This window comes from Nocardia sp. IFM 10818, assembly GCF_054655275.1.
Window position 1 is genome coordinate 6,304,093 of sequence record NZ_BAAHJH010000001.1, and the last position, 18,030, is coordinate 6,322,122.

The window sequence follows — 18,030 nt, forward strand, 5'->3', positions numbered from 1 at the left end:
TTTCCGACAGATCCGGGGTGAAAGTGACGCGGTGATAACGAAATAGGTATGTTGTTGGCTACCGTCGGGCAGTTTGCGCGAGTCGCCCGATCCGTGTGTAGCCGACAGGATTGACGAAACCCCATATGGCAGTGATGTTTCTCTGGATACTCGTCCCCGTACTTGTGCTCGCGATCGCGGGGGCCGGGTATACGGCAGCGCGGTTGCGCGCCGAAAGCGCGCGCGCCGACAATCTGGCCGCTCAGCTCCGCGGTTCGGAATACCTCATCGATCAGCTTGTCCGCAAGACGCTTCCGTCCATGACGGAGTCGGCACGCCGCCCGGGGCTGCCGGTGAGCGGACTGGAAATTCCTCCGGGCCTGGAGCATTCGAATACCGCGACGCTGCTGCGGCAGGCCGTCGAGACCTACGCCGACGACCTGCGCCTGCTGTGGGCCGAGGCGCTCGATCACGGCCGTCGCGAGGCCGAGGAGCGGGCGCGGCAGGCAATCGCCAACGCGGAGCAGGCCGTTCGCGCCGAGGCGCAGGGCGCCTCGCGGGATGTGACCGGCGCCGCGGTGCGCTCCTTCGGCACCTCCGTGGTGAGCCTGGGCGCGGACGTCGGCAAGGTGGTCAGCGTGGCGCTGCGCGAGCACCGCGATGACGCCGTCTACGAGACGCTCATCCGCATCGATCACAGTGTGCAGCAGATGATCCGGCAGGCGCAGTCCTACGTGATCGTCAGCGGCGGCCTGCCCGGCCGCCGCTGGCCGCAGCAGTCGGTGACCGATGTGGTCGGCGGCGCGGTCGGCCGCGTGCGCGACTACCTGCGCGTGCGTTCGGCCCAGGCCGACCGGGTGGTCTCCAGCCGTGTGGTGGAGCCGCTGGTGCACACCGTGGCGACGCTGCTGGACAATGCGCTGCGCTATTCGCCGCCGACCTCCTTCGTGGACATCAGCTTTCAGGAGGGTCACCACGGCGTGACCATCCTCATCGACGACGCCGGCGTGCGCATGAGCCCGGAGCAGTTGGAGGATGCCCGCCAGGTGCTCTCCGGTGAGCGCGATATCGACATCCTCGAGCTCGGTCCCGCCCCGAAGATCGGTTTCCCCAGTATCGCCGCCCTGACGAAGCGCTACGGCTTCAGCGTCTACATCGACGGGCCCAATATGTACGGAGGTGTGCGCGCGATGGTGTACATCCCCGAACAGCTGCTCGTCGCCCCGCAGGATGTGCGCGAGCAGCCGGTCGCGGTCCCGCCCGCGAACACCCCGCCGGCGGTCGCGCCCGTGCAGCGGCCCGCGGAGGAGTCCGAGGTGGCCGCCGCGCTCACCGCCAGCGGACTGGCGAAGCGGCGGCGGCGCACCGTCGTTCAGCCGACCACCTACACCACCGGCCCGCTGCCCGTCCTGCAGCCGGCCCCGGCCCCGGCGCCCGAGCCCGCGCGGCAGTCCGCCCCGACGCTTCAACTCGCACGACCCGATATCGCGGTGGCGTGGCACACCGGTTCGGTCAGCGGTCGCAATGCCGCCGCCTCGGCCGACCAGAGCGCCGCCGACTCCGATCAGACCGAAGGGAAGATCTCGTGAACTCACCGACTGCGACCAACCCGCAGGGCACGGCGCCGGTCTCGAACCTGGAAGAGGGGCCCAACCGGCTGAGCTGGCTACTAGCCGAGCTGGATATGCCCGGGGTGCGGTTCGCGGTGCTGCTGTCCGAGGACGGCTTGCGAATGGCGCACTCGGGCACCATCACCCGCGACAATGCGGAGCGATTCGCCGCCGCCGCATCCGGATTGCGTTCGCTGGGCAAGGCGCTCGGCGAATTCTGCGGGGGCCCCGGGGACAATGTGCGCCAGAACGTCACCGAATACGACGGCGGGATGATCTTCATCACCGCCGCCGGGGTCGGTGCCGTGCTGGGCGTGTCCACCACTCCGGAGGTGGATGTCGCGCTGGTCGCGCACCGGCTCAATGAACTCGCCACCCGGGTCGGGCACGAGCTCGGCGCGGTACCGCGCGGGGGCGCCCGGCCATGACCGGGCCGCGACGTGATCCCGACCTGGTCCGGGCGTATGTGCGCACCGGTGGGCGTTCGCGTCCCACTCGTCATCTGGACCTGGTCACCGTGATCGTCGCCGCCGGGACACCATTGCAGGGGGGCTCTCCCGACGCGCGTCGGATCTTCACCTTGTGCCGCAGTGCGCTGTCGATCGCCGAGATCGCGGCCCACCTCGACCTGCCGCCCTCGGTGGTGAAGATCGTCATCGCCGACCTGATCGACAGCGGTCACCTGATCACCCGGACGCCCGAACACACGTTGCCGGACGTCAGTTTGCTGGAAGAGGTACTGAATGGGCTTCGCGCCCTTGCGGTCTGAGTCCGCCACCGCGGAATCCGGCCCGCACACATCGCCCGCGCACGTCGACTACCTGCCATCCACCATCACCCGATCGGTGAAGCTGTTGGTGGCAGGCAGTTTCGGCGTCGGCAAGACCACCTTCGTCGGGAGCGTCTCGGAGATCAAGCCGCTGCGCACCGAGGAGACCATTACCGAGGCCAGCATCGGCGTCGACGACATCACCGGGCTGGGCAGCAAGACGACCACCACGGTGGCCATGGATTTCGGGCGCATCACGCTCAATCCCGAACTGGCGCTGTATCTTTTCGGCACTCCCGGCCAGCGGCGCTTCCTGCCCATGTGGGAGGAGCTGGCGCTGGGCGCGCTGGGCGCGCTGGTGCTGGTCGACACCCGGCGCATCGAGCAGTCCGACGAAGTGCTGTCGGTGCTGGAGGAGCGCGCCGTGCCGTACGCGGTGGCGGTCAACGAATTCGAGGGCGCGCAGCGCTATCCGCTCGAGGAGGTGCGCGATGCGCTCGACCTCACCGCGGAGACGCCGCTGACCGCCCTGGACGCCCGTGATCGCCGCACCTGCGTGCACTCGCTCATCACCCTTGTCGAATACCTGTTTCAATCGCGTCAGGAGTCTCGCCTTTGACCACGTCGACTGGAATGCCGGTCGGACCGTCCACCCTCGCCGACGGCACCCACTTCCCGCTCTACACCGAGGAATTCGCGGCCGACCCGCACGGCAGCTACCGCGAGATGCGGCGGCGCTACGGGTCCCTGGTGCCGGTGGAGCTGGCGCCCGGGGTGCCCGCGACCCTCGTGATCGGGTATCACGACGCGGTCCGGATCCTCAATGATCCCGAGCATTTCCCGGCCGATCCGCGGGTGTGGCAGGAGACGGTTCCGGACGACTCCCCGGTCAAGCCGATGCTGCAGTGGTATCCGAACGTGCTGCGCAATTCCGGTGCGGTGCACGCCCGGTACCGGCAGGCCAATGTGGCCGCGGTCGACGGCGTCGACCTGCACGGCCTGCACGCCATTGTGGAGCGCGAGGCGCTGCCGCTGATCAACTCCTTCTGCGAGCAGGGCGAGGCGGAGCTGATCAGCCAGTACGCCATGCCGCTGGTCTTCGCCGGGCTCAACGACATGCTGGGCTGCCCACCGGATATCGGCGCGCGGGTGGCCGCGGGCATGGCCGCGCTGTTCGATTCGGTGGACGAGAACGCGGCGCTGGGCATGCAGATGCTCAGTGAGGCGCTGCTGGAGCTGATCGCGCTCAAGCGACGCGAACCCGGCGACGATATGGTGACCCGGCTGTTGCAGCACGACGCCGCGCTCGACGACACCGAGATGCTGTACAACATCATCAGCATCTACGGCGCCGGGCTGGAGCCGCAGCAGAACCTCATCGTCAATACGCTGCGGCTGATCCTCACCGACGATCGTTTCGCCGGTGACGTGCTGGGCGGAAGCCTGTCCACCCGTGACGCTTTGGACGAGGTGCTCTTCAACGACCCGCCCATGGCCAACTTCTCCGTCTCCTATCCGCGCCAGCCCATGCTCATCAACGGCACCTGGCTGCCGGCGCATCAGCCGGTGGTCATCAGCATGACCGGCTGCAACAACGATCCGGCCATCAGCGGCGGCGAGCGCATCGGCAATCGCTCCCATCTGGCCTGGAGCCTGGGGCCGCACGCCTGCCCCGCGAGATCCGTTGCCTCGCTGGTGGCTCAGGAGGCCATCGATCAGTTGCTGGATGCGCTGCCCGAGTTGCGTCTCGCCGTTCCAGTCGATGAACTGGTCTGGCGCCCAGGGCCTTTCCACCGGGCGCTGGCAGCGCTGCCGGTGGTCTTCCCGGCGTGCCCGCCACTGAATGTGTGAGTAGGAGAACGCTGTGACGATGGAACCCTTGGCGCTGGATCTCACCGGTGTCGACATTCAAGGCGAGAACGCCCGCATTCGTGCCCGCGGCCCGGTGACCCTGGTCGAGTTGATGGGCGTGCCCGCCTGGTCGGTCACCGACGCCGAGATCCTCAAGCGGCTGCTGGCCGATCCGCGAGTGTCCAAGGCCGCGTCGCAGCACTGGACGGCCTTCCGCGAGGGCGAGGTCACCGCGGACTGGCCGCTGTTCCCGTGGGTGGCGGCGGAAAACATGTTCACCGCGTACGGTTCCGATCACCGGCGGCTGCGCAAGCTGGTGTCGCCCGCCTTCACCCACCGTCGCACCATGGCCATGCAGCCGCGCATCGAAGAGCTGGTGACCGCCCTGCTGGACAAGCTGGCCGCCGCGCCCGCCGGTGAGATCGTGGACCTGCGTGAGGGTTTCGCCTACCCGGTGCCGATTCAGGTGATCACCGAGCTGCTGGGCGTCCCGGAGGAGCGGGAACCGGCCCTGCGCGTCTGCGTGGCCCGTTTCTTCGACACCGAGATCAGCCCCGAGGCCGCGCTCGCCAATTACATCGAAATGGGCGAGCTCATCGCGGATCTGGTGGCCTTCCGCCGCGACAATCCCGGCGACGACGTGACCAGCGTGCTGATCTCCACCCGCGACGAGGACGGCGAGCGGCTGACCGAGAAGGAGATGATCGACACGCTGATGCTGGTCATCAACGCCGGGCACGAGACCACGGTCAACCTCCTCGACCAGGCCATCTTCTCCCTGCTGACGCATCCCGAGCAGCTGGCGGCCGTGCGCGCGGGCACCGTCACCTGGGAGGACGTCATCGAGGAAACGCTGCGCTACGAATCCCCCGTGGCTCACCTGCCGCTGCGTTATGCGGTGGAGGACATCGAAATCGACGACATCACGATCGCGAAGGGTGAAGCCATCCTGGCCTCCTACGCGGCGGCCGGACGCGACCCGAAGATCCACGGTGCGACCGCCGACAACTTCGATGTCACCCGGGTCAACAAGGAACACGTCGCCTTCGGACACGGCGCGCATCACTGCATCGGCGCCCCGCTGGCCCGCATGGAGGCGAGTATTGCCCTCCCGGCCCTGTTCAACCGCTTCCCCGACCTGCACCTCGCGGTGGATCCCGCGGATGTGCCCCCGGTAATCGGCTTCATCTCCAACGGCCACCGCGACCTCCCCGTCCGCCTCACCGCGGAGTAGCCGTCCTCGAGTGGGCAATGGTGGCGGCGATTTGCCCGTTCGACACCGTTCGGCTCCCAGACAATGCGGCCGACGCCGTGGTGGTCTGCGACAACTGAGCCCGGCTTGAATGCGAAGTGGTCGCTGGACCACTTCGCATGTCGCACGTCGACCGGCCGATCAGCGGAGTTGACCGACCGCCAGGTCCGTCTCCGGTTGGTCACGAAAGATTTCCTGATGGAACATCGGTTCGGTTGATATGCGCCGATTCTGGCGTATTCAGCTGCCGCTGAATGCTTCTCGGGCGGTAGCGTTGACAGGGTACTGGTCGAGGATGTCCGGTGTTACGGGATGCGGGTGTGCAGTGCAGGGTTTCGAGTTGTCGCCCAGACAATCTGTCGGGGAATCGGTATTGGCCGAGCTGTCGGAGAAGGCCGCTGCCGAGGGAGTGGCATTGCGCGTAGGCGTCGTGCTCGAGCACGACGGCGCGGTGCTGCTACTGGAGCGCGACGAATACGCCGAGGGGCGCAGCACGCTGAGCCTGCCGGGCACCATCGTGCGCGCCGGGGAGCCGCTGGCCAAGGCCGTGGCGCGGGCGGTCGCGGAGGAGACCGGGCTGACGGTGGTCGACATCCACCGCCACCTCGGCAGTTTCGATTACCTCTCCAGCGCCGGAAAGCCGGTTCGCCGCGAGCATTTCGCGGTCGATGTCGCCGCGTTCGCGCCGATCCAGCTCACCAACTACGCGGATTACCGGTGGCTGCCCCTCGACGGCCACCTACCCGTCACCTCCTCGATCCGCGCCATCCTCGCGGCCTACCGGGCGTGAGTCCGGCCGATGATGGGCAGCGCGAGCAGGACCAGCGCCGCGCCGATCCAGAGCACGCTGGTGGTCGCGATGCCGTCGACCGCGAAGCCGCCGAACAGCGCGCCCAGGGCGATGGAGATATTGAAGACCGAGACGAACAGGGATGATGCGGCTTCCGTCGTGTCGGGTGCCGACCGCATGATCCAGGTCTGGAAGGTCACCGGCACCGCGCCGTAGCCCAGGCCCCAGAGAATCAATGCGGCGGACGCGGTGATCGCGGTGTGATCGGCGATCGCGAGGATCACCATGGCCAGGATGAGGGCGGCGGCAATGGCGGTGGTGATCCCGCGCAGGCCCTTCGAGATCAGCGCGCCGGCGAGGAAGTTGCCGGAAATCCCGGCGATGCCGAAGACCAGGAGCAGCACACCGATCACGCGTTCGTCGATGCCGTCGCCGAGCAGGATGGGGCGGACGAAGGTGTAGGCCAGGAAGTGTCCGGTGATGACGAGGAAGGTCAGGGCGAGCGCGGCGCGAAGGCTGGCGTTGGAGCCGAAAACCTTTGGCAGATCCGCGAATCCGATGGTGCGCTGGGCGGGGAGGCTGGGCAGCAGGAAGGCCATGCAGATCACCGAGATCAGGCCGAGCAGCCCGACCACCGCGAAGGCGGCGCGCCAGCCGCTGAGATCGCCGATGAATGTCCCGGTGGGAACGCCGAAGACGGAGGCGGTTTCGACGCCGCCGAAGATGACGGCGGTGGCGCGGCCGACCTGATGCTCCGGAACCAGGCGCAGCGCGATACTGCCCGCGATGGACCAGAATCCGCCGACGGCGATGCCGATCAGGAAGCGCGCGATGAGGATTACGGTGAAGCTGGTCGCCATGCTGGAGGCGAGATTGGCCGCGCCCATGAGCGCGATCAGGACCACCAGCACGATGCGGCGGTCGATGCGGCCGGTGATCACGGTGATCAGGGGCGCGGAGAAGGCGGCCACCAGTCCGGGCACCGTGACCATCAGGCCCGCGGCGCCTTCGGAGATGTGCAGGGCCGAACCGACCGGGGTGAGCAGGCCGACGGGCAGTAGTTCGGAGGTCATCAGGGAGAAGATGCCGAGCGTCACGGACAGCACGGCGAGCCAGCCCCGGACGGAAGTGCGCGCGGGGGCGCTGGGGTGGAGGGCGGTCATGGCGAAAAACCTTTCGTGCACAAGTGGTCCCGGGGCGGCTCGCGGGGAGCCGCCCGTCGCGGTGACAGCGGGAGTTACAGGGTTCCGGGGGTCTTGCGGGTGGTGACGTTCATCCGGTTCCAGGTGTTGGTGGTGAAGATGAGGGCGATGAGCTGGGCCAGTTCGGATTCGTCGAAATGTTCGGCGGCCTCGTTGTAGACGGCGTCCGGAACTCCCCCGGGGAGGCGGGTCACGGCTTCGGTCAGGGCGAGGGCGGCGCGCTCGCGGGCGGTGAACAGGCTCGATTCCTCCCAGGCGCTGAGCTGGTAGATGCGCTCCTCGGCTTCGCCGGCCTTGCGGGCGTCGGTGGTGTGGTAGTCGATGCAGTAGGCGCACCGGTTGATCTGCGAGGCGCGAATCTGCACCAGTTCCAGCAGCACCGGGTCGATGCCCTGGCGGGCGGCGGCGTCGAGGGCCATGACGGCCTTGAAGACCTTGGGGGCGACGGCGGAGAAGTTCATGCGTTCGGCGATCCGGATCGTTGTCATGACATAAACCTACGGTCGGAAAGACCCACGTATAGGGTTCATTCCTATGGCAGAAGCATGGGTCAATTCTCGGCGGTCTCCGCAGCTGCCCGAGGCGGATCAGGGCGTCGACCTGCACCTCGAGCTCGCGGGTGCGGGCAACCGGCGGTCCGCGCTCATGGCCGCACTGCGCGAGGCCATTCGCTCCGGACGCCTCGCACCCGGCACCCGGCTGCCCCCGTATCGCAGTCTCGCGATCGACTTGGGCATTGCCCGCAATACCGTGGCCGCGGCCTATGCCGAACTGGTCGAGGAGGGCTGGCTCACGGCCCGCCAGGGCTCGGGCACGCGAGTGGCCCAGCGCGCCGTGCCCGCCCCCGATGAGCGCACCGGCCGTCCCTATCGCCCGGCCCCGCGCCGCGTCAGCCACGACCTGCAACCCAGCTCCCCCAATGCGGCGGCTTTCCCGCGCACCGACTGGATCGCCTCGACCCGCCGCGCCCTGTCCGCGGCCCCCAATGACGCCTTCGGCGTGGGCGATCCGCGCGGCCGCCGCGAATTGCGCACCGCCCTGGCCGAATACCTGACCCGCGCCCGCGGCGTGCGCACCGAACCCGACCGCATTGTCATCTGCTCCGGCTTCGCCCACGGCCTGCGGCTCATGGCGTCCGTTCTGGACGGCCCGATTGCCATGGAGGCGTACGGATTAGGCTTCTACCGCGACATCCTGCACGGCGCGGGGCAGCACACCATCCCGCTGACCGTCGATCCGCACGGCGCACACACCGAGGAACTCCCCACCACCGGCGCTCGCGCCGTTCTGCTCACCCCCGCTCACCAGTATCCCACCGGCGGCCCCTTGCACCCGGAACGCCGTGCGGCAGTGATCGATTGGGCCCGTTCCACCGGCAGCGTGATCCTCGAGGACGACTACGACGGCGAATTCCGCTACGACCGCCAACCCGTCGGCGCCCTCCAGGGTCTGGACCCCGACCGCGTCGTCTACCTGGGCTCGGTCAGCAAAAGCCTCTCCCCCGCCCTGCGCGTCGGCTGGATGGTCCTCCCCGCCCGCCTGATAGACAATGTCCTGTCCGCCAAGGGCTCCCGCGAAATGCAATGCAGCGCGGTGGACCAGCTGACCCTGGCCGACTTCTTCACCTCCGGCGCCTACGACCGCCACCTGCGCCGCACCCGCATCACCTACCGCCGCCGCCGCGCCCAACTGGTCCACACCCTCGCCACCCGCGCCCCCCACATTCGCATCTCCGGCATCGCCGCGGGCCTGCACGCCGTCCTCGAACTCCCGTCCGGCACAGAGGATTCCACCCTCCACGCCGCCCGCCGCCAGGGCCTCGCCCTGGACGGCCTCACCCCGTACCGCCACCCCGCCAGCCCCATGCCCACCCGGGACGGCCTGGTCATCGGCTACGGCACCCCCTCCGACCACGCCTTCACCCCCGCCCTCGAAGCCCTCTGCCTGGCCCTCCCCGACCCCGGCACCCGGTCCCGCATGTGAAACGACGCCGACCGGGAACTGGTGGCGGCAAAGGTCGAGAGGACCCCGCCACCAGTTCCCGGTCGATGGTGTTTCACACGGGACGCGGTTAGGGGTTGGTGTCGGCGGGCGGCTCGGGCTGGTCGGCGAGGCGGGCGTGCAGGCGGTCGCGGACCTGGTCGGGGGTGTAGGCGCGACGTTTGCGTTCGGAGCGGACGATGACCACTCCGGTTGCCGCTACACCTGCGGCGCCTGCCAAGCCGAGCACTTTCCACCAGCGCATGCGCCTAGGCTAGTCGGCGTGCCAGGCGAAGCGCTGTCGAGTATCGGGTTGGATGAAGCGGTGGAGCTCACGCGGACGGGGGATCTGTGGCTGTTCCGTGGGCATTCCGGGGCTGATCGGGCGATTCGGGGGCTGACCAACAGTCCGGTGAATCATGTCGGGATGGCGGTGGTGATCGATGATCTGCCGGCTTTGATCTGGCATGCCGAGCTCGGGAAGGCGCTGCCGGATATCTGGTCGGGCAATCATCATCGCGGTGCGCAGCTGCACGATATGCGGGCCGCGGTCATGCGGTGGGCCAACGAGTACGGGCAGCAGGCGTGGGTTCGGCAGTTGGATCGGCCGGTGACCCGCGAGATGGAGGATGCGGCGCTGCGGATGGTGGCGCGGCTGGACGGCATGCCGTTTCCGTCGACCAGCGCGCTGGCGGGGCGGTGGTTGCGCGGGCGGGTGCCGTTGCCGAAGCGGTCGAGGGCGCGCGAGGCCGAAGCCGGGCTGGAGAACGCGTACTGCGCGGAGATCGTGGCCATGACGTACCAGGCCATGGGGTTGCTGCCGGAGAAGCGGCCGAACTGGTACGACCCGGGCAGGTTCTGGAGTGGCGACAATCTGCAGTTGACCGAGGGCTATCACCTCGGCGGGGAGATCGCGGTGAACGTTCCCGAGCGCTAGCGGATGCGCGGTGTTTGACCCTCACGTTACGTGAGGGCCTAGTTTTCGGCGGGTGACGATAACTGTTCTCGACTCGTATACCGCTATGCGGGAGATCCTGCGGGCGCCGGTGGGTGATCGTGAGGGCATGCTGCGATCGATGCTGGAACCGATTGCGGGGATGTACCGGCACTTTCCGGGCGACGTTGATTTGGTGGCGTTTCATCGGCAGGCGGCCGGGTTCCCGATCGATCGCGATGAGGAGCGGTGCCTGGACGCGCTGGAGACGATGGCGGCGGCCGGGGCGTGGGAGCGGATGCAGACGGCGCTCGATGAGGCGGCGAGCGTACTGACAGAAGCGACACCGGGATTCAGTGCGCCGGATATCACCGTGCTGCTGGTGCTCGGGGATCCCGGGGACGCCAACTTCATGGGTCCCAGCTTGGGGGTCACCGGCTTCGGCGGCATCTCCGGGTACATCACGATTCCGTTCTGGCCGTACCCGGAGAATCTGGAGCGGCTGGAGAGCACGGCGGTGCACGAGCTCAATCACAATCTGCGCTACAGCCCCGGTGGCGTGGTGTGGGATCCAATGACGGTCACCGTCGGCGAGCATGTGGTCGGTGAAGGATTGGCCGATGCCTTCGCGCGCCAGCTCTACGGCGACCTCGGGTACACCCGGATCGGCACGCCCACCTTGCACGACGATGCGGTGTTCGCGAAAGTCGTTACCGGACTGGATATTACCGGGATGCAGAACTTCACGGCCTGGGTGCACGGTGACACCATCGCCGAGCACTTCGGGGTGACCCCGGTCGGATTGCCGACGGGGGCCGGGTACTCCGCCGGCAACCGGCTGGTCGACGCCTACCTCGCGGCGACCGGCAAGACCGCGGCGCAGGCATTGCACGCCGACAGTGCGGAGATCATCGCCACCGCGCTCGGGTAGCCCGCAACAGCGGTACGTGGCCGGTTACGTGGCGGAACCCGTGTTCGGCACGGATGTCGCTGGTCCAGGCGAAATTTAGCGTTATAGCCATGACGAACACCACCGCCACCGCCCCCACCACCGAAATCACCGTCAGCCTCGAGGTCGCCGATCCGACCGGCATCGCGGCCGCCTACGAAGCCGCCTTCGGCCTCGGCGGCAAGCTGAGCTTCCGTCCCGCGCAGGCCGCGTCGGAAGGCTTCCGCGGATTCATGATGTCGCTGGTGGTCGCCCAGCCCGGCACCGCCGACAACCTCATCTCCGCGGCCCTGCGCAATGGCTTCACGTTGCTCAAGCCCGCCAAGAAGAACCTCTGGGGCTACGGCGCCGTCATCCAGGGCCCCGACGGCACCATCTGGAAGGTCACCACCTCGCAGAAGAAGGACACCGGACCCTCCAGCCGCGAGGTCGACAGCGTCGTGCTGCTGCTCGGCGTCGAGGATGTGAAGGCCAGCAAGCAGTTCTACGTCGAGCGCGGACTGACCGTGTCGAAGAGCTTCGGCGGCAAGTACGTCGAGTTCGCGCTGCCGGATTCCCCGATCAAGCTGGCCATGTACCCGCGCAAGGCGGCCGCCAAGGATGCCGGTGTCTCACCCGATGGGGCGGGCTCGCACGGGATCGTGGTCAGCGGCAATACCGGCTCCTTCACCGACCCCGATGGGTTCGTGTGGGAAGCCTGACAGATGCGCCCTCCTCGAGATGCTCACCCGCCGCAGCTGCCCTGCGGCGGGTGAGTTGCGTTATGGCCCACAGGATCAGGGCCGACAGGGAGAAGGCGGCGCCGGTCAGGCAGGCGGCGGGCCAGCCCCAGGCGGTGTACGCCCGGGTGGTTGCGACTGCGCCCAGGGCGGATCCGAGGGAGTAGAACGCCATGTAAGCGCCGATGACCGTGCTGGCCCGGTCGGGATAGGCCGTGGTGAGCAGATGCTGGCTGCTGACATGGACGGCTTGGACGGCGAAGTCCAGCAGGACGATGCCGATGATGAGCAGCCACAGCGTTGACTCGGTGCGGGATATGAAGAACCAGGACACGGTGAGCAATGCCAGCGCCGCACCCGTGATCGCTTGTGCGTGACCGGAATCGGCCCAGCGTCCGGCGCGCGCGGCGCCCAGGGCTCCGGCCAGCCCGGCCAAGCCGAACAAGCCGATTTGCGTGGTGGTGAGGTGCCAGGGCGCGGCGGCCAGGGCAAGGGCCAAGCCGCTCCAGAGGGTGCCGAAGGATGCGAAGAGGAAGAAGGCGATCAGCCCGCGGGACAGGAAGAGGCGGTCCGAGCAGACCAGTCGGCCCATTGTCGCCAGGGCCTGGCGGTAGCGCGGGCCGGGGGTTCTGCGGTCCGGGGCGAGGACGGCGTGCACGAGGAAAGCCAGTGCCAGGCAGAGGATCGCGAGCAGCGCGTAGACGGCCCGCCAGCCGGTCGTATCGCCGAGGACGCCCGCGAGGATGCGGACGCCGAGAATGCCGAGCACCACGCCCGAGGTGACCGCGCCGATATTGCGGCCGCGTTCGTCCGGCGCGGAGACCGCTGCGACGTAAGCGACGGTCACCTGCACCACGACGGCGAAGAATCCCGCAATCGCCAAGCCCGCCAGCGCGATTGGACCGTTCGGGGCGATGGCCGTGACTGTCGCGCCGACCGCGGTGAGGGTGAGGTGCGCGGCAATGAGGCGGCGGCGGTTGAGGATGTCGCCGAGCGGAACCAGCAGGATCAGCCCGAGGAAGTAGCCGATCTGCCCGGCCGCCACCAGCCCACCGAGCGATTGCGGGGCCAAGCCGAGGTCGCGGCCCGCCGCCTCCAGGACGGGCTGGATGGCGTAGATCGTCGATACCGCCGCCGCGCACACCAGGGCCAGGACGAACCGCCGTGAGCCTGTGACTGCTGTTGGCACAACACCTCCCAAAATCAGTAGCAAAATGCAACTAATCGAGGATAGGTACAATCGGTTTCGAATTGCAACCGATTGCATGGAGGGCCATGAGCACGACACCCGGTCTCACCCGCGAGTGGACCGACCCCACCTGCCCGGTCGCGCGCACCGTGGACCTGGTCGGCGACCGCTGGAGCCTGCTCATCGTGCGCGACGCCATGGACGGCGCGGCAACCTTCACCGAGTTTCAGCAGCGCCTGGGAATCGCCCGCAACATCCTCACCGACCGCCTGCGCAAACTGGTCGACCACGGCATCCTCACCACCGCCACCACCCCCGGCGGCAAACGCCACACCTACGAACTGACCGCAACCGGCCAAGACCTCTTCACCACCATCGTGGCCCTGCGCCAATGGGGTGAACGCCACGCCTTCACCCCCAACGAACCCCACTCCACCCTCGTGGACACCGAAGGCACCCCAATCCCCCAGCTACGCCCGGAAACCCGCACAGGCAAACGCGCCACCATAGCGACAACCCGAGTCCGCAAGGTGGGAGACCGCCACGAGCCCACCGTGTGATCAGAGACCCGCGATGAACGCGTCCCACTCCCTCGACCCGAAGATCAGCACCGGCCCGCCAGGGTTCTTGGAGTCCCGAATACCAACAGAGGCCGCATCGAGGAATGCGACTTCCACACATTGGCCCCCGGACTCGCTGTACGTGCTCTTGAACCAGCACGCGCCCAGCGCGTCAGCGATCGTGCACCACACTGTCCGTGAATGCTTTCCACTGGGCGGAAGTGAAGACCAACGCTGGCCCGGCTGGATTCTTGGAGTCGCGGACACCGACCTTGCCGCTGGCCAGATAGGCGACCTCGACACACTCCTGGCTGCCGCCGCTGTAGCTGCTCTTGAACCAGTGAGCTCCGGATAGTTCACCGTTCACGCTCGTACTCCCTTGCCGCCTGACGAAGCAGATCACGACTGCGCTGCGCATCCAACGCTACCCGCCGCAACGCCTCATGCGCTGCCCGATAACGCTCAACAATGTCGACATCATCGAAATACATTGCACCGGTGTAGCTCTCAACGTAGACAACGGATGGCTCGCGCGGCTCTTTATCGTCGTCCTCGCCGAAGTCCAGGATGATGAACGGTCCAGTGAGATCGCCGAGCGGCATCCCCGCGGAGTAGGGCAGCACGCGGATCGTGATGTTCGGCTTCGTCCCAGATTCCGCCAGATGGCGCAACTGTGTAGCCATGATTCGCCGACTACCGACCACCCGGTGCAACGCCGATTCGTCGAGAAGCACATCGAAATTCGCTGGCTGAGCTCGTCGAGTGACCAGTATCTGCCGGTGCATTCGCATCTCGACGCGACGCATGATCTCGGAGTCGGACTCGCCCGGGTGCGCCAAACGGATCAGCTCCCGGGCGTAGTCCGCGGTCTGAACCAGGCCGGGAACCAGCTCTTGCAGCGAGCTCACTGCCACCGCCGCGGATTCCAACCCCATGTACACATCGAAGTTGGCTGGAATCAGATCGCCGTACTGATGCCACCAGTTCTTCGCATTGCCTTGCTGTGCAAGTCCCATGAGCGCGGCCGCTTCAGTTTCGCTGGCTCCCAGCACATGGCATATGGCCTCGATGTCCGCTAGGCGGATGTTGTCGGCTCGCCCGGTTTCGAGCCGCTGCACCGTGCTGACTCCGCGTTCGATTCGCCGGGCGACCTCCGCGAGGGTCATCCCCGACTGCTGGCGCAACTCCCGCAGGTAGCGCCCGAGCTGGCGCCGCGGGACTGTGGAACCGGTCTCGACCATTGCTGAATCTCCAGGATGGATGGCGGAACACCGTTTCTTGGTAAAAGTGACCCCGGATTTTGGTAATTGATCATGGAATTCGTGGATCGCGTGCTGGGCTTTCGGAGCAATTGCGGTGAATTCAGCAAGTTTATGCCCCTCTTCGCTGGTCACGGGGGTCTTCTGGGGGCGCACAGCGCAACCCGCCGGATACCGAAGCAAGGAGTTCGAGCCAGTGGCCACCAACCCCGACAATCCAGACCAGATCGAGATCCAGGTCATCCGGGACGTCATCGACGCCGCCGAGGCTGTGCTGCAACACCTCGAGATCACCGGCAGCTCGAGCATCGTGTCCCGGCCCGACGCCTACGCGATCTTCATCCACGCCGTCATCGCCAGCGCCCGCTCGACCGGCTACTACGGCCCGGGCAGCCTGATCCACGCCCCGCTGCTGGACGCCATTTTCACCGGAACCGACGCGACCCCCTGGGACACAACGACCTTCGCCGCGCTCGTTCAGCGTATCGCCCACGACTGACCTAAGGAGACGACCATGGACATCGGGTTTTGGCTGCTCAGTTTCATCCCGGTCGCCGCTGCCGGTTTTCGCGCCGGCACGTGGTGGCGGGCCGTGTCGACCTATGGGCGGCATGCGGTCGGCAACAGCTGAACCGGCGCCGATCCACCGCGCCCGGCACGCGGCGATGGCGCCACATCTCGGCTGACCGAACGTGCGGCACAACGACTTTGGAGACTCTCCATGCCCGTATCAGCGCATGCGCGCAACTCCCCGCACCGGCACTCGCCGAGCACGCACGGGTTTCCGTCGCCGTTCCGCCCCTCTCCACAACGGTTCGTATTCACCTGCCCGCTTGATCGGCCGCATTCGGCATGCCATCCGAGCACAGCCCGAAGGCCGGTAGTACGGCGCATATCCAGCAAACCAGGCGATATGCTCCGTCATCTCGTTCCTGGTGTGGTTCGCCGGCCTCGGCGCGATGGTCCTGCTGTGGAACCCGCGGTCCGGCGCCTACTTCCGCCCCTCTCCCACCCCGATGCCCGGCTACCCGCCTTACCCCGGGCAGCACCCCCCGGAAGCACCCTGAGTGACCGAACCCGGTGCCGGACAATGTGTCCGGCACCGGGTTCGGCGGCCAGTCAATCGATGACGGCGAACGCCCGGCTCGAGCGCAAGGGGATGATCGAGCGCGTCGTCACCGGAACCCGCCCGATCGCCGTCGAATACCGCATCACCGCGCTGGGACGGACCCTGCAGGAACTCATCGACGCCCTGCTGAACTGGTCCACCGTCGCCTTGCCCGAGGTCGAGCACGCCCGCGCCCACTACGACGACCGATTCGACTCCGATCACATGCCCTAGCCGATCCGCGCATTCGGCCCACCTCGCCGACCTGAGACCGGCGCGGGCGCGCGGCACCTGGATGATGGGCGCATGCTTCCCACCGACCACCTGGACACAGCGGATCGGCGCCGGGCCGTGATCGACACGCCCCTCGGCATTGTCGGATTCTCCGTCACCATCGGATCGGACACGCTGACGCCCGAACCGGATGCCCTGTGGCGCTTGCCCAATGACTCGCAGCTGCACCGGTGGACGCATCGCAGCGCAACGGTCGATCTGCTGATCGGCAGCATCGAGGTACCGGCCTGGGACGGCGGCGCGCCGGTGCCGATGTGGGCCGCGATCTGGCAGGTGCGGGCACACGCCGACGTGCCCGGACTGTGCATCTCGGCCGAGATGACCGATCTGCCCGCCGATGCCGTCGGCGGGCCGGATCCGGGCGAATGCCTCGCGGCCGTGAGCGTCGAGAACGAGCATTTCCTGGTGTCGGTCGGCGGCCCGGATTCCGAACTGCTCGGCATGCAGGCCGCGGACGGCCGGCTCATGCCCTACGGCTGGGCGCACCTGCTGCCGAACGGCGCGGACGGTTCCGCCGAATACGGTGTGCGCTACGCGGATCCGGCCACGATCACCTGGCGCCTGCCCGGCCTGGCCGGTACGGAAGCGGCCCGGCTGTGCATCGCGACCGCGTGGTCGCCGCGCGACGACGATCGCCCCGCGGCCTGGTTCGCGGTCGACATTCCCCTGGACACCGCCTACCACCACCTCATTGCCGAGCCGGGCTGATCGCCGCCGCGAGGCGACGTCAGGTCAGCTTGATCTGACGGTTGACATCCTTGTACAGCAGGTAGCGGAACTTGCCGGGACCGCCCGCGTAGCAGGCTTGCGGGCAGAAGGCGCGCAGCCACATGAAATCGCCCGCCTCGACCTCGACCCAGTCGTCGTTGAGGCGGTACACCGCCTTGCCTTCGAGGACGTAGATGCCGTGCTCCATCACATGCGTCTCGGCGAACGGGATCACCGCGCCGGGCTCGAAGGTCACGATATTGACGTGCATATCGTGGGCGAGATCGTTGGGGTCGACGAAACGGGTGGTGGCCCAGGCGCCGTCGGTGTCGGGCATCGGCGTCGGCTCGACGTCCTGCTCCTGCACCGCGAACGCCCGCGGCGTGTAGCCCGCCAGCGGTTCGTAGGCCTTGCGGACCCATTGGAAGGTCGCCGCCGCGGCGGACTCGTTGGCCACCGACCAGCGCGCGCCCGCGGGGAGGTAGGCGTACCCGCCCGGCGTGAGGGTGTGCTTGTCACCCTCGATGACGACGTTCAGGGTGCCGGTCAGCAGGAACAGCACCGATTCGACACCGCGCTCGGGCTCGGGCTCGGAGCTGCCGCCGCCGGGGGACACCTCGACGATGTACTGCGCGAACGTGGTGGCGAAACCGGCGATCGGCTTGGCGAGAATCCACGTGCGGGTGTTGGTCCAGCCGGGCAGATTGCTGGTCACGATATCGCGGAGCACGCCGCGCGGGATGACGGTGTACGCCTCCTTCACGATGGCCCGGTCGGTCAGCAGCGTGGTCTGTGACGGCAGGCCGCCCTCAGGTGCGTAGTACGTCGGCTCGCTCAAGTGCGCCAGCTCCCATCATGTCGATGCTCATACGCCGCC

The 18,030-nt window shown here is 67.6% G+C and carries 23 protein-coding genes; 15 read left to right on the forward strand and 8 right to left on the reverse strand.

Annotated features, from left to right (window positions below; translation table 11 throughout):
• Nucleotides 1-125: 125 nt before the first annotated feature.
• The 7 genes from ACYQ5L_RS29330 (at nucleotide 126) to ACYQ5L_RS29360 (ending at nucleotide 6,251) form a co-directional block, all read left to right on the forward strand.
• On the forward strand, nucleotides 126-1,568 hold the full coding sequence (locus ACYQ5L_RS29330) for an ATP-binding protein (protein ID WP_459961467.1): 1,443 nt from the start codon (nucleotides 126-128) through the stop codon (nucleotides 1,566-1,568).
• A 95-nt stretch (nucleotides 1,569-1,663) separates the two neighbouring features.
• Complete coding sequence (locus ACYQ5L_RS29335; protein ID WP_459963578.1) at nucleotides 1,664-2,017, forward strand: roadblock/LC7 domain-containing protein; 354 nt, start codon at nucleotides 1,664-1,666, stop codon at nucleotides 2,015-2,017.
• The gene (locus ACYQ5L_RS29340; protein WP_067541109.1) at nucleotides 2,014-2,358 is read left to right on the forward strand and encodes a DUF742 domain-containing protein; all 345 of its coding nucleotides are present in this window, start codon (nucleotides 2,014-2,016) and stop codon (nucleotides 2,356-2,358) included. Before ACYQ5L_RS29335 ends, ACYQ5L_RS29340 begins: the two co-directional genes overlap by 4 nt.
• Before the next feature lie 64 nt (nucleotides 2,359-2,422).
• Nucleotides 2,423-2,977: a GTP-binding protein gene (locus tag ACYQ5L_RS29345; RefSeq protein WP_459963579.1), complete on the forward strand. Its 555-nt coding sequence runs from the start codon at nucleotides 2,423-2,425 to the stop codon at nucleotides 2,975-2,977.
• Nucleotides 2,978-2,991: 14 nt separating this feature from the next.
• On the forward strand, nucleotides 2,992-4,209 hold the full coding sequence (locus ACYQ5L_RS29350) for a cytochrome P450 family protein (RefSeq protein ID WP_459963580.1): 1,218 nt from the start codon (nucleotides 2,992-2,994) through the stop codon (nucleotides 4,207-4,209).
• A 19-nt stretch (nucleotides 4,210-4,228) separates the two neighbouring features.
• Nucleotides 4,229-5,443: a cytochrome P450 family protein gene (locus ACYQ5L_RS29355; protein ID WP_459963581.1), complete on the forward strand. Its 1,215-nt coding sequence runs from the start codon at nucleotides 4,229-4,231 to the stop codon at nucleotides 5,441-5,443.
• A gap of 391 nt (nucleotides 5,444-5,834) precedes the next feature.
• The gene (locus tag ACYQ5L_RS29360) at nucleotides 5,835-6,251 is read left to right on the forward strand and encodes an NUDIX hydrolase (protein WP_459961468.1); all 417 of its coding nucleotides are present in this window, start codon (nucleotides 5,835-5,837) and stop codon (nucleotides 6,249-6,251) included.
• On the opposite strand, the gene ACYQ5L_RS29365 is transcribed toward ACYQ5L_RS29360, so the two are convergent.
• Complete coding sequence (locus ACYQ5L_RS29365; RefSeq protein WP_459961469.1) at nucleotides 6,239-7,414, reverse strand: MFS transporter; 1,176 nt, start codon at nucleotides 7,412-7,414, stop codon at nucleotides 6,239-6,241. The two genes, ACYQ5L_RS29360 and ACYQ5L_RS29365, sit on opposite strands and share 13 nt — an antisense overlap.
• A 74-nt stretch (nucleotides 7,415-7,488) precedes the next feature.
• Nucleotides 7,489-7,941: a carboxymuconolactone decarboxylase family protein gene (locus tag ACYQ5L_RS29370; RefSeq protein WP_459961470.1), complete on the reverse strand. Its 453-nt coding sequence runs from the start codon at nucleotides 7,939-7,941 to the stop codon at nucleotides 7,489-7,491.
• Nucleotides 7,942-7,987: 46 nt separating this feature from the next.
• Between ACYQ5L_RS29370 and pdxR the strand changes: the two genes are divergently transcribed.
• Entirely contained in the window at nucleotides 7,988-9,436 is a 1,449-nt protein-coding gene (gene pdxR, locus ACYQ5L_RS29375; protein WP_459961471.1) for a MocR-like pyridoxine biosynthesis transcription factor PdxR, read from the forward strand.
• Nucleotides 9,437-9,524: 88 nt separating this feature from the next.
• On the opposite strand, the gene ACYQ5L_RS29380 is transcribed toward pdxR, so the two are convergent.
• Nucleotides 9,525-9,698, reverse strand: coding sequence for a hypothetical protein (locus ACYQ5L_RS29380; RefSeq protein ID WP_459961472.1), 174 nt, complete (start codon nucleotides 9,696-9,698; stop codon nucleotides 9,525-9,527).
• An 18-nt stretch (nucleotides 9,699-9,716) separates the two neighbouring features.
• Here ACYQ5L_RS29380 and ACYQ5L_RS29385 point away from each other — a divergent pair, with 18 nt between their 5' ends.
• The 3 genes from ACYQ5L_RS29385 to ACYQ5L_RS29395 all read left to right on the forward strand — a co-directional run bounded on the left by ACYQ5L_RS29385 (nucleotide 9,717) and on the right by ACYQ5L_RS29395 (nucleotide 12,017).
• A complete protein-coding gene (locus ACYQ5L_RS29385) occupies nucleotides 9,717-10,370 on the forward strand; it encodes a hypothetical protein (RefSeq protein WP_459961473.1) in 654 nt (217 codons plus the stop codon).
• Nucleotides 10,371-10,422: 52 nt separating this feature from the next.
• A complete protein-coding gene (locus tag ACYQ5L_RS29390; RefSeq protein WP_459961474.1) occupies nucleotides 10,423-11,298 on the forward strand; it encodes a DUF2268 domain-containing putative Zn-dependent protease in 876 nt (291 codons plus the stop codon).
• 89 nt (nucleotides 11,299-11,387) lie between these two features.
• A complete protein-coding gene (locus ACYQ5L_RS29395) occupies nucleotides 11,388-12,017 on the forward strand; it encodes a glyoxalase (RefSeq protein ID WP_459961475.1) in 630 nt (209 codons plus the stop codon).
• Here ACYQ5L_RS29395 and ACYQ5L_RS29400 read toward each other — a convergent pair.
• On the reverse strand, nucleotides 11,983-13,224 hold the full coding sequence (locus ACYQ5L_RS29400; protein WP_459961476.1) for an MFS transporter: 1,242 nt from the start codon (nucleotides 13,222-13,224) through the stop codon (nucleotides 11,983-11,985). The two genes, ACYQ5L_RS29395 and ACYQ5L_RS29400, sit on opposite strands and share 35 nt — an antisense overlap.
• An 86-nt stretch (nucleotides 13,225-13,310) precedes the next feature.
• Between ACYQ5L_RS29400 and ACYQ5L_RS29405 the strand changes: the two genes are divergently transcribed.
• Nucleotides 13,311-13,784 (forward strand): winged helix-turn-helix transcriptional regulator, encoded by a 474-nt coding sequence (locus tag ACYQ5L_RS29405; RefSeq protein WP_459961477.1) that lies wholly within the window; start codon nucleotides 13,311-13,313, stop codon nucleotides 13,782-13,784.
• On the opposite strand, the gene ACYQ5L_RS29410 is transcribed toward ACYQ5L_RS29405, so the two are convergent.
• From ACYQ5L_RS29410 to ACYQ5L_RS29420, 3 genes are read right to left on the reverse strand one after another with little or no spacing between them, the layout of a single operon-like run.
• Nucleotides 13,785-14,051 (reverse strand): DUF397 domain-containing protein, encoded by a 267-nt coding sequence (locus ACYQ5L_RS29410; RefSeq protein WP_459961478.1) that lies wholly within the window; start codon nucleotides 14,049-14,051, stop codon nucleotides 13,785-13,787. It lies immediately after the preceding gene.
• On the reverse strand, nucleotides 13,957-14,151 hold the full coding sequence (locus ACYQ5L_RS29415; RefSeq protein WP_459961479.1) for a DUF397 domain-containing protein: 195 nt from the start codon (nucleotides 14,149-14,151) through the stop codon (nucleotides 13,957-13,959). Before ACYQ5L_RS29415 ends, ACYQ5L_RS29410 begins: the two co-directional genes overlap by 95 nt.
• Nucleotides 14,141-15,178: a helix-turn-helix domain-containing protein gene (locus tag ACYQ5L_RS29420; RefSeq protein ID WP_459961480.1), complete on the reverse strand. Its 1,038-nt coding sequence runs from the start codon at nucleotides 15,176-15,178 to the stop codon at nucleotides 14,141-14,143. The genes ACYQ5L_RS29415 and ACYQ5L_RS29420 overlap by 11 nt, the downstream gene beginning before the upstream one ends.
• A 61-nt stretch (nucleotides 15,179-15,239) precedes the next feature.
• Here ACYQ5L_RS29420 and ACYQ5L_RS29425 point away from each other — a divergent pair, with 61 nt between their 5' ends.
• From ACYQ5L_RS29425 to ACYQ5L_RS29435, 3 genes are all read left to right on the forward strand, one after another.
• A complete protein-coding gene (locus tag ACYQ5L_RS29425) occupies nucleotides 15,240-15,542 on the forward strand; it encodes a hypothetical protein (RefSeq protein WP_459961481.1) in 303 nt (100 codons plus the stop codon).
• A 627-nt stretch (nucleotides 15,543-16,169) separates the two neighbouring features.
• Nucleotides 16,170-16,385, forward strand: coding sequence for a winged helix-turn-helix transcriptional regulator (locus tag ACYQ5L_RS29430; protein WP_459961482.1), 216 nt, complete (start codon nucleotides 16,170-16,172; stop codon nucleotides 16,383-16,385).
• Between the two features lie 72 nt (nucleotides 16,386-16,457).
• Entirely contained in the window at nucleotides 16,458-17,153 is a 696-nt protein-coding gene (locus ACYQ5L_RS29435; protein ID WP_459961483.1) for a hypothetical protein, read from the forward strand.
• Between the two features lie 19 nt (nucleotides 17,154-17,172).
• Here ACYQ5L_RS29435 and ACYQ5L_RS29440 read toward each other — a convergent pair whose 3' ends face one another.
• The gene (locus ACYQ5L_RS29440; RefSeq protein WP_459961484.1) at nucleotides 17,173-17,991 is read right to left on the reverse strand and encodes a bifunctional allantoicase/(S)-ureidoglycine aminohydrolase; all 819 of its coding nucleotides are present in this window, start codon (nucleotides 17,989-17,991) and stop codon (nucleotides 17,173-17,175) included.
• Nucleotides 17,992-18,030 lie beyond the last annotated feature (39 nt).

What these genes read in the sequence shown, in the direction of transcription:
- ACYQ5L_RS29330 (WP_459961467.1), top strand. Translation starts at nt 126, where the DNA reads ATGGCAGTGATGTTTCTCTGGATACTCGTCCCCGTACTTGTGCTCGCG.
- ACYQ5L_RS29335 (WP_459963578.1), top strand. Translation starts at nt 1,664, where the DNA reads ATGCCCGGGGTGCGGTTCGCGGTGCTGCTGTCCGAGGACGGCTTGCGA.
- ACYQ5L_RS29340 (WP_067541109.1), top strand. Translation starts at nt 2,014, where the DNA reads ATGACCGGGCCGCGACGTGATCCCGACCTGGTCCGGGCGTATGTGCGC.
- ACYQ5L_RS29350 (WP_459963580.1), top strand. Translation starts at nt 2,992, where the DNA reads ATGCCGGTCGGACCGTCCACCCTCGCCGACGGCACCCACTTCCCGCTC.
- ACYQ5L_RS29355 (WP_459963581.1), top strand. Translation starts at nt 4,229, where the DNA reads ATGGAACCCTTGGCGCTGGATCTCACCGGTGTCGACATTCAAGGCGAG.
- ACYQ5L_RS29365 (WP_459961469.1), bottom strand. Translation starts at nt 7,414, where the DNA reads ATGACCGCCCTCCACCCCAGCGCCCCCGCGCGCACTTCCGTCCGGGGC.
- ACYQ5L_RS29370 (WP_459961470.1), bottom strand. Translation starts at nt 7,941, where the DNA reads ATGACAACGATCCGGATCGCCGAACGCATGAACTTCTCCGCCGTCGCC.
- pdxR (WP_459961471.1), top strand. Translation starts at nt 7,988, where the DNA reads ATGGCAGAAGCATGGGTCAATTCTCGGCGGTCTCCGCAGCTGCCCGAG.
- ACYQ5L_RS29380 (WP_459961472.1), bottom strand. Translation starts at nt 9,698, where the DNA reads ATGCGCTGGTGGAAAGTGCTCGGCTTGGCAGGCGCCGCAGGTGTAGCG.
- ACYQ5L_RS29395 (WP_459961475.1), top strand. Translation starts at nt 11,388, where the DNA reads ATGACGAACACCACCGCCACCGCCCCCACCACCGAAATCACCGTCAGC.
- ACYQ5L_RS29405 (WP_459961477.1), top strand. Translation starts at nt 13,311, where the DNA reads ATGAGCACGACACCCGGTCTCACCCGCGAGTGGACCGACCCCACCTGC.
- ACYQ5L_RS29430 (WP_459961482.1), top strand. Translation starts at nt 16,170, where the DNA reads ATGACGGCGAACGCCCGGCTCGAGCGCAAGGGGATGATCGAGCGCGTC.
- ACYQ5L_RS29435 (WP_459961483.1), top strand. Translation starts at nt 16,458, where the DNA reads ATGCTTCCCACCGACCACCTGGACACAGCGGATCGGCGCCGGGCCGTG.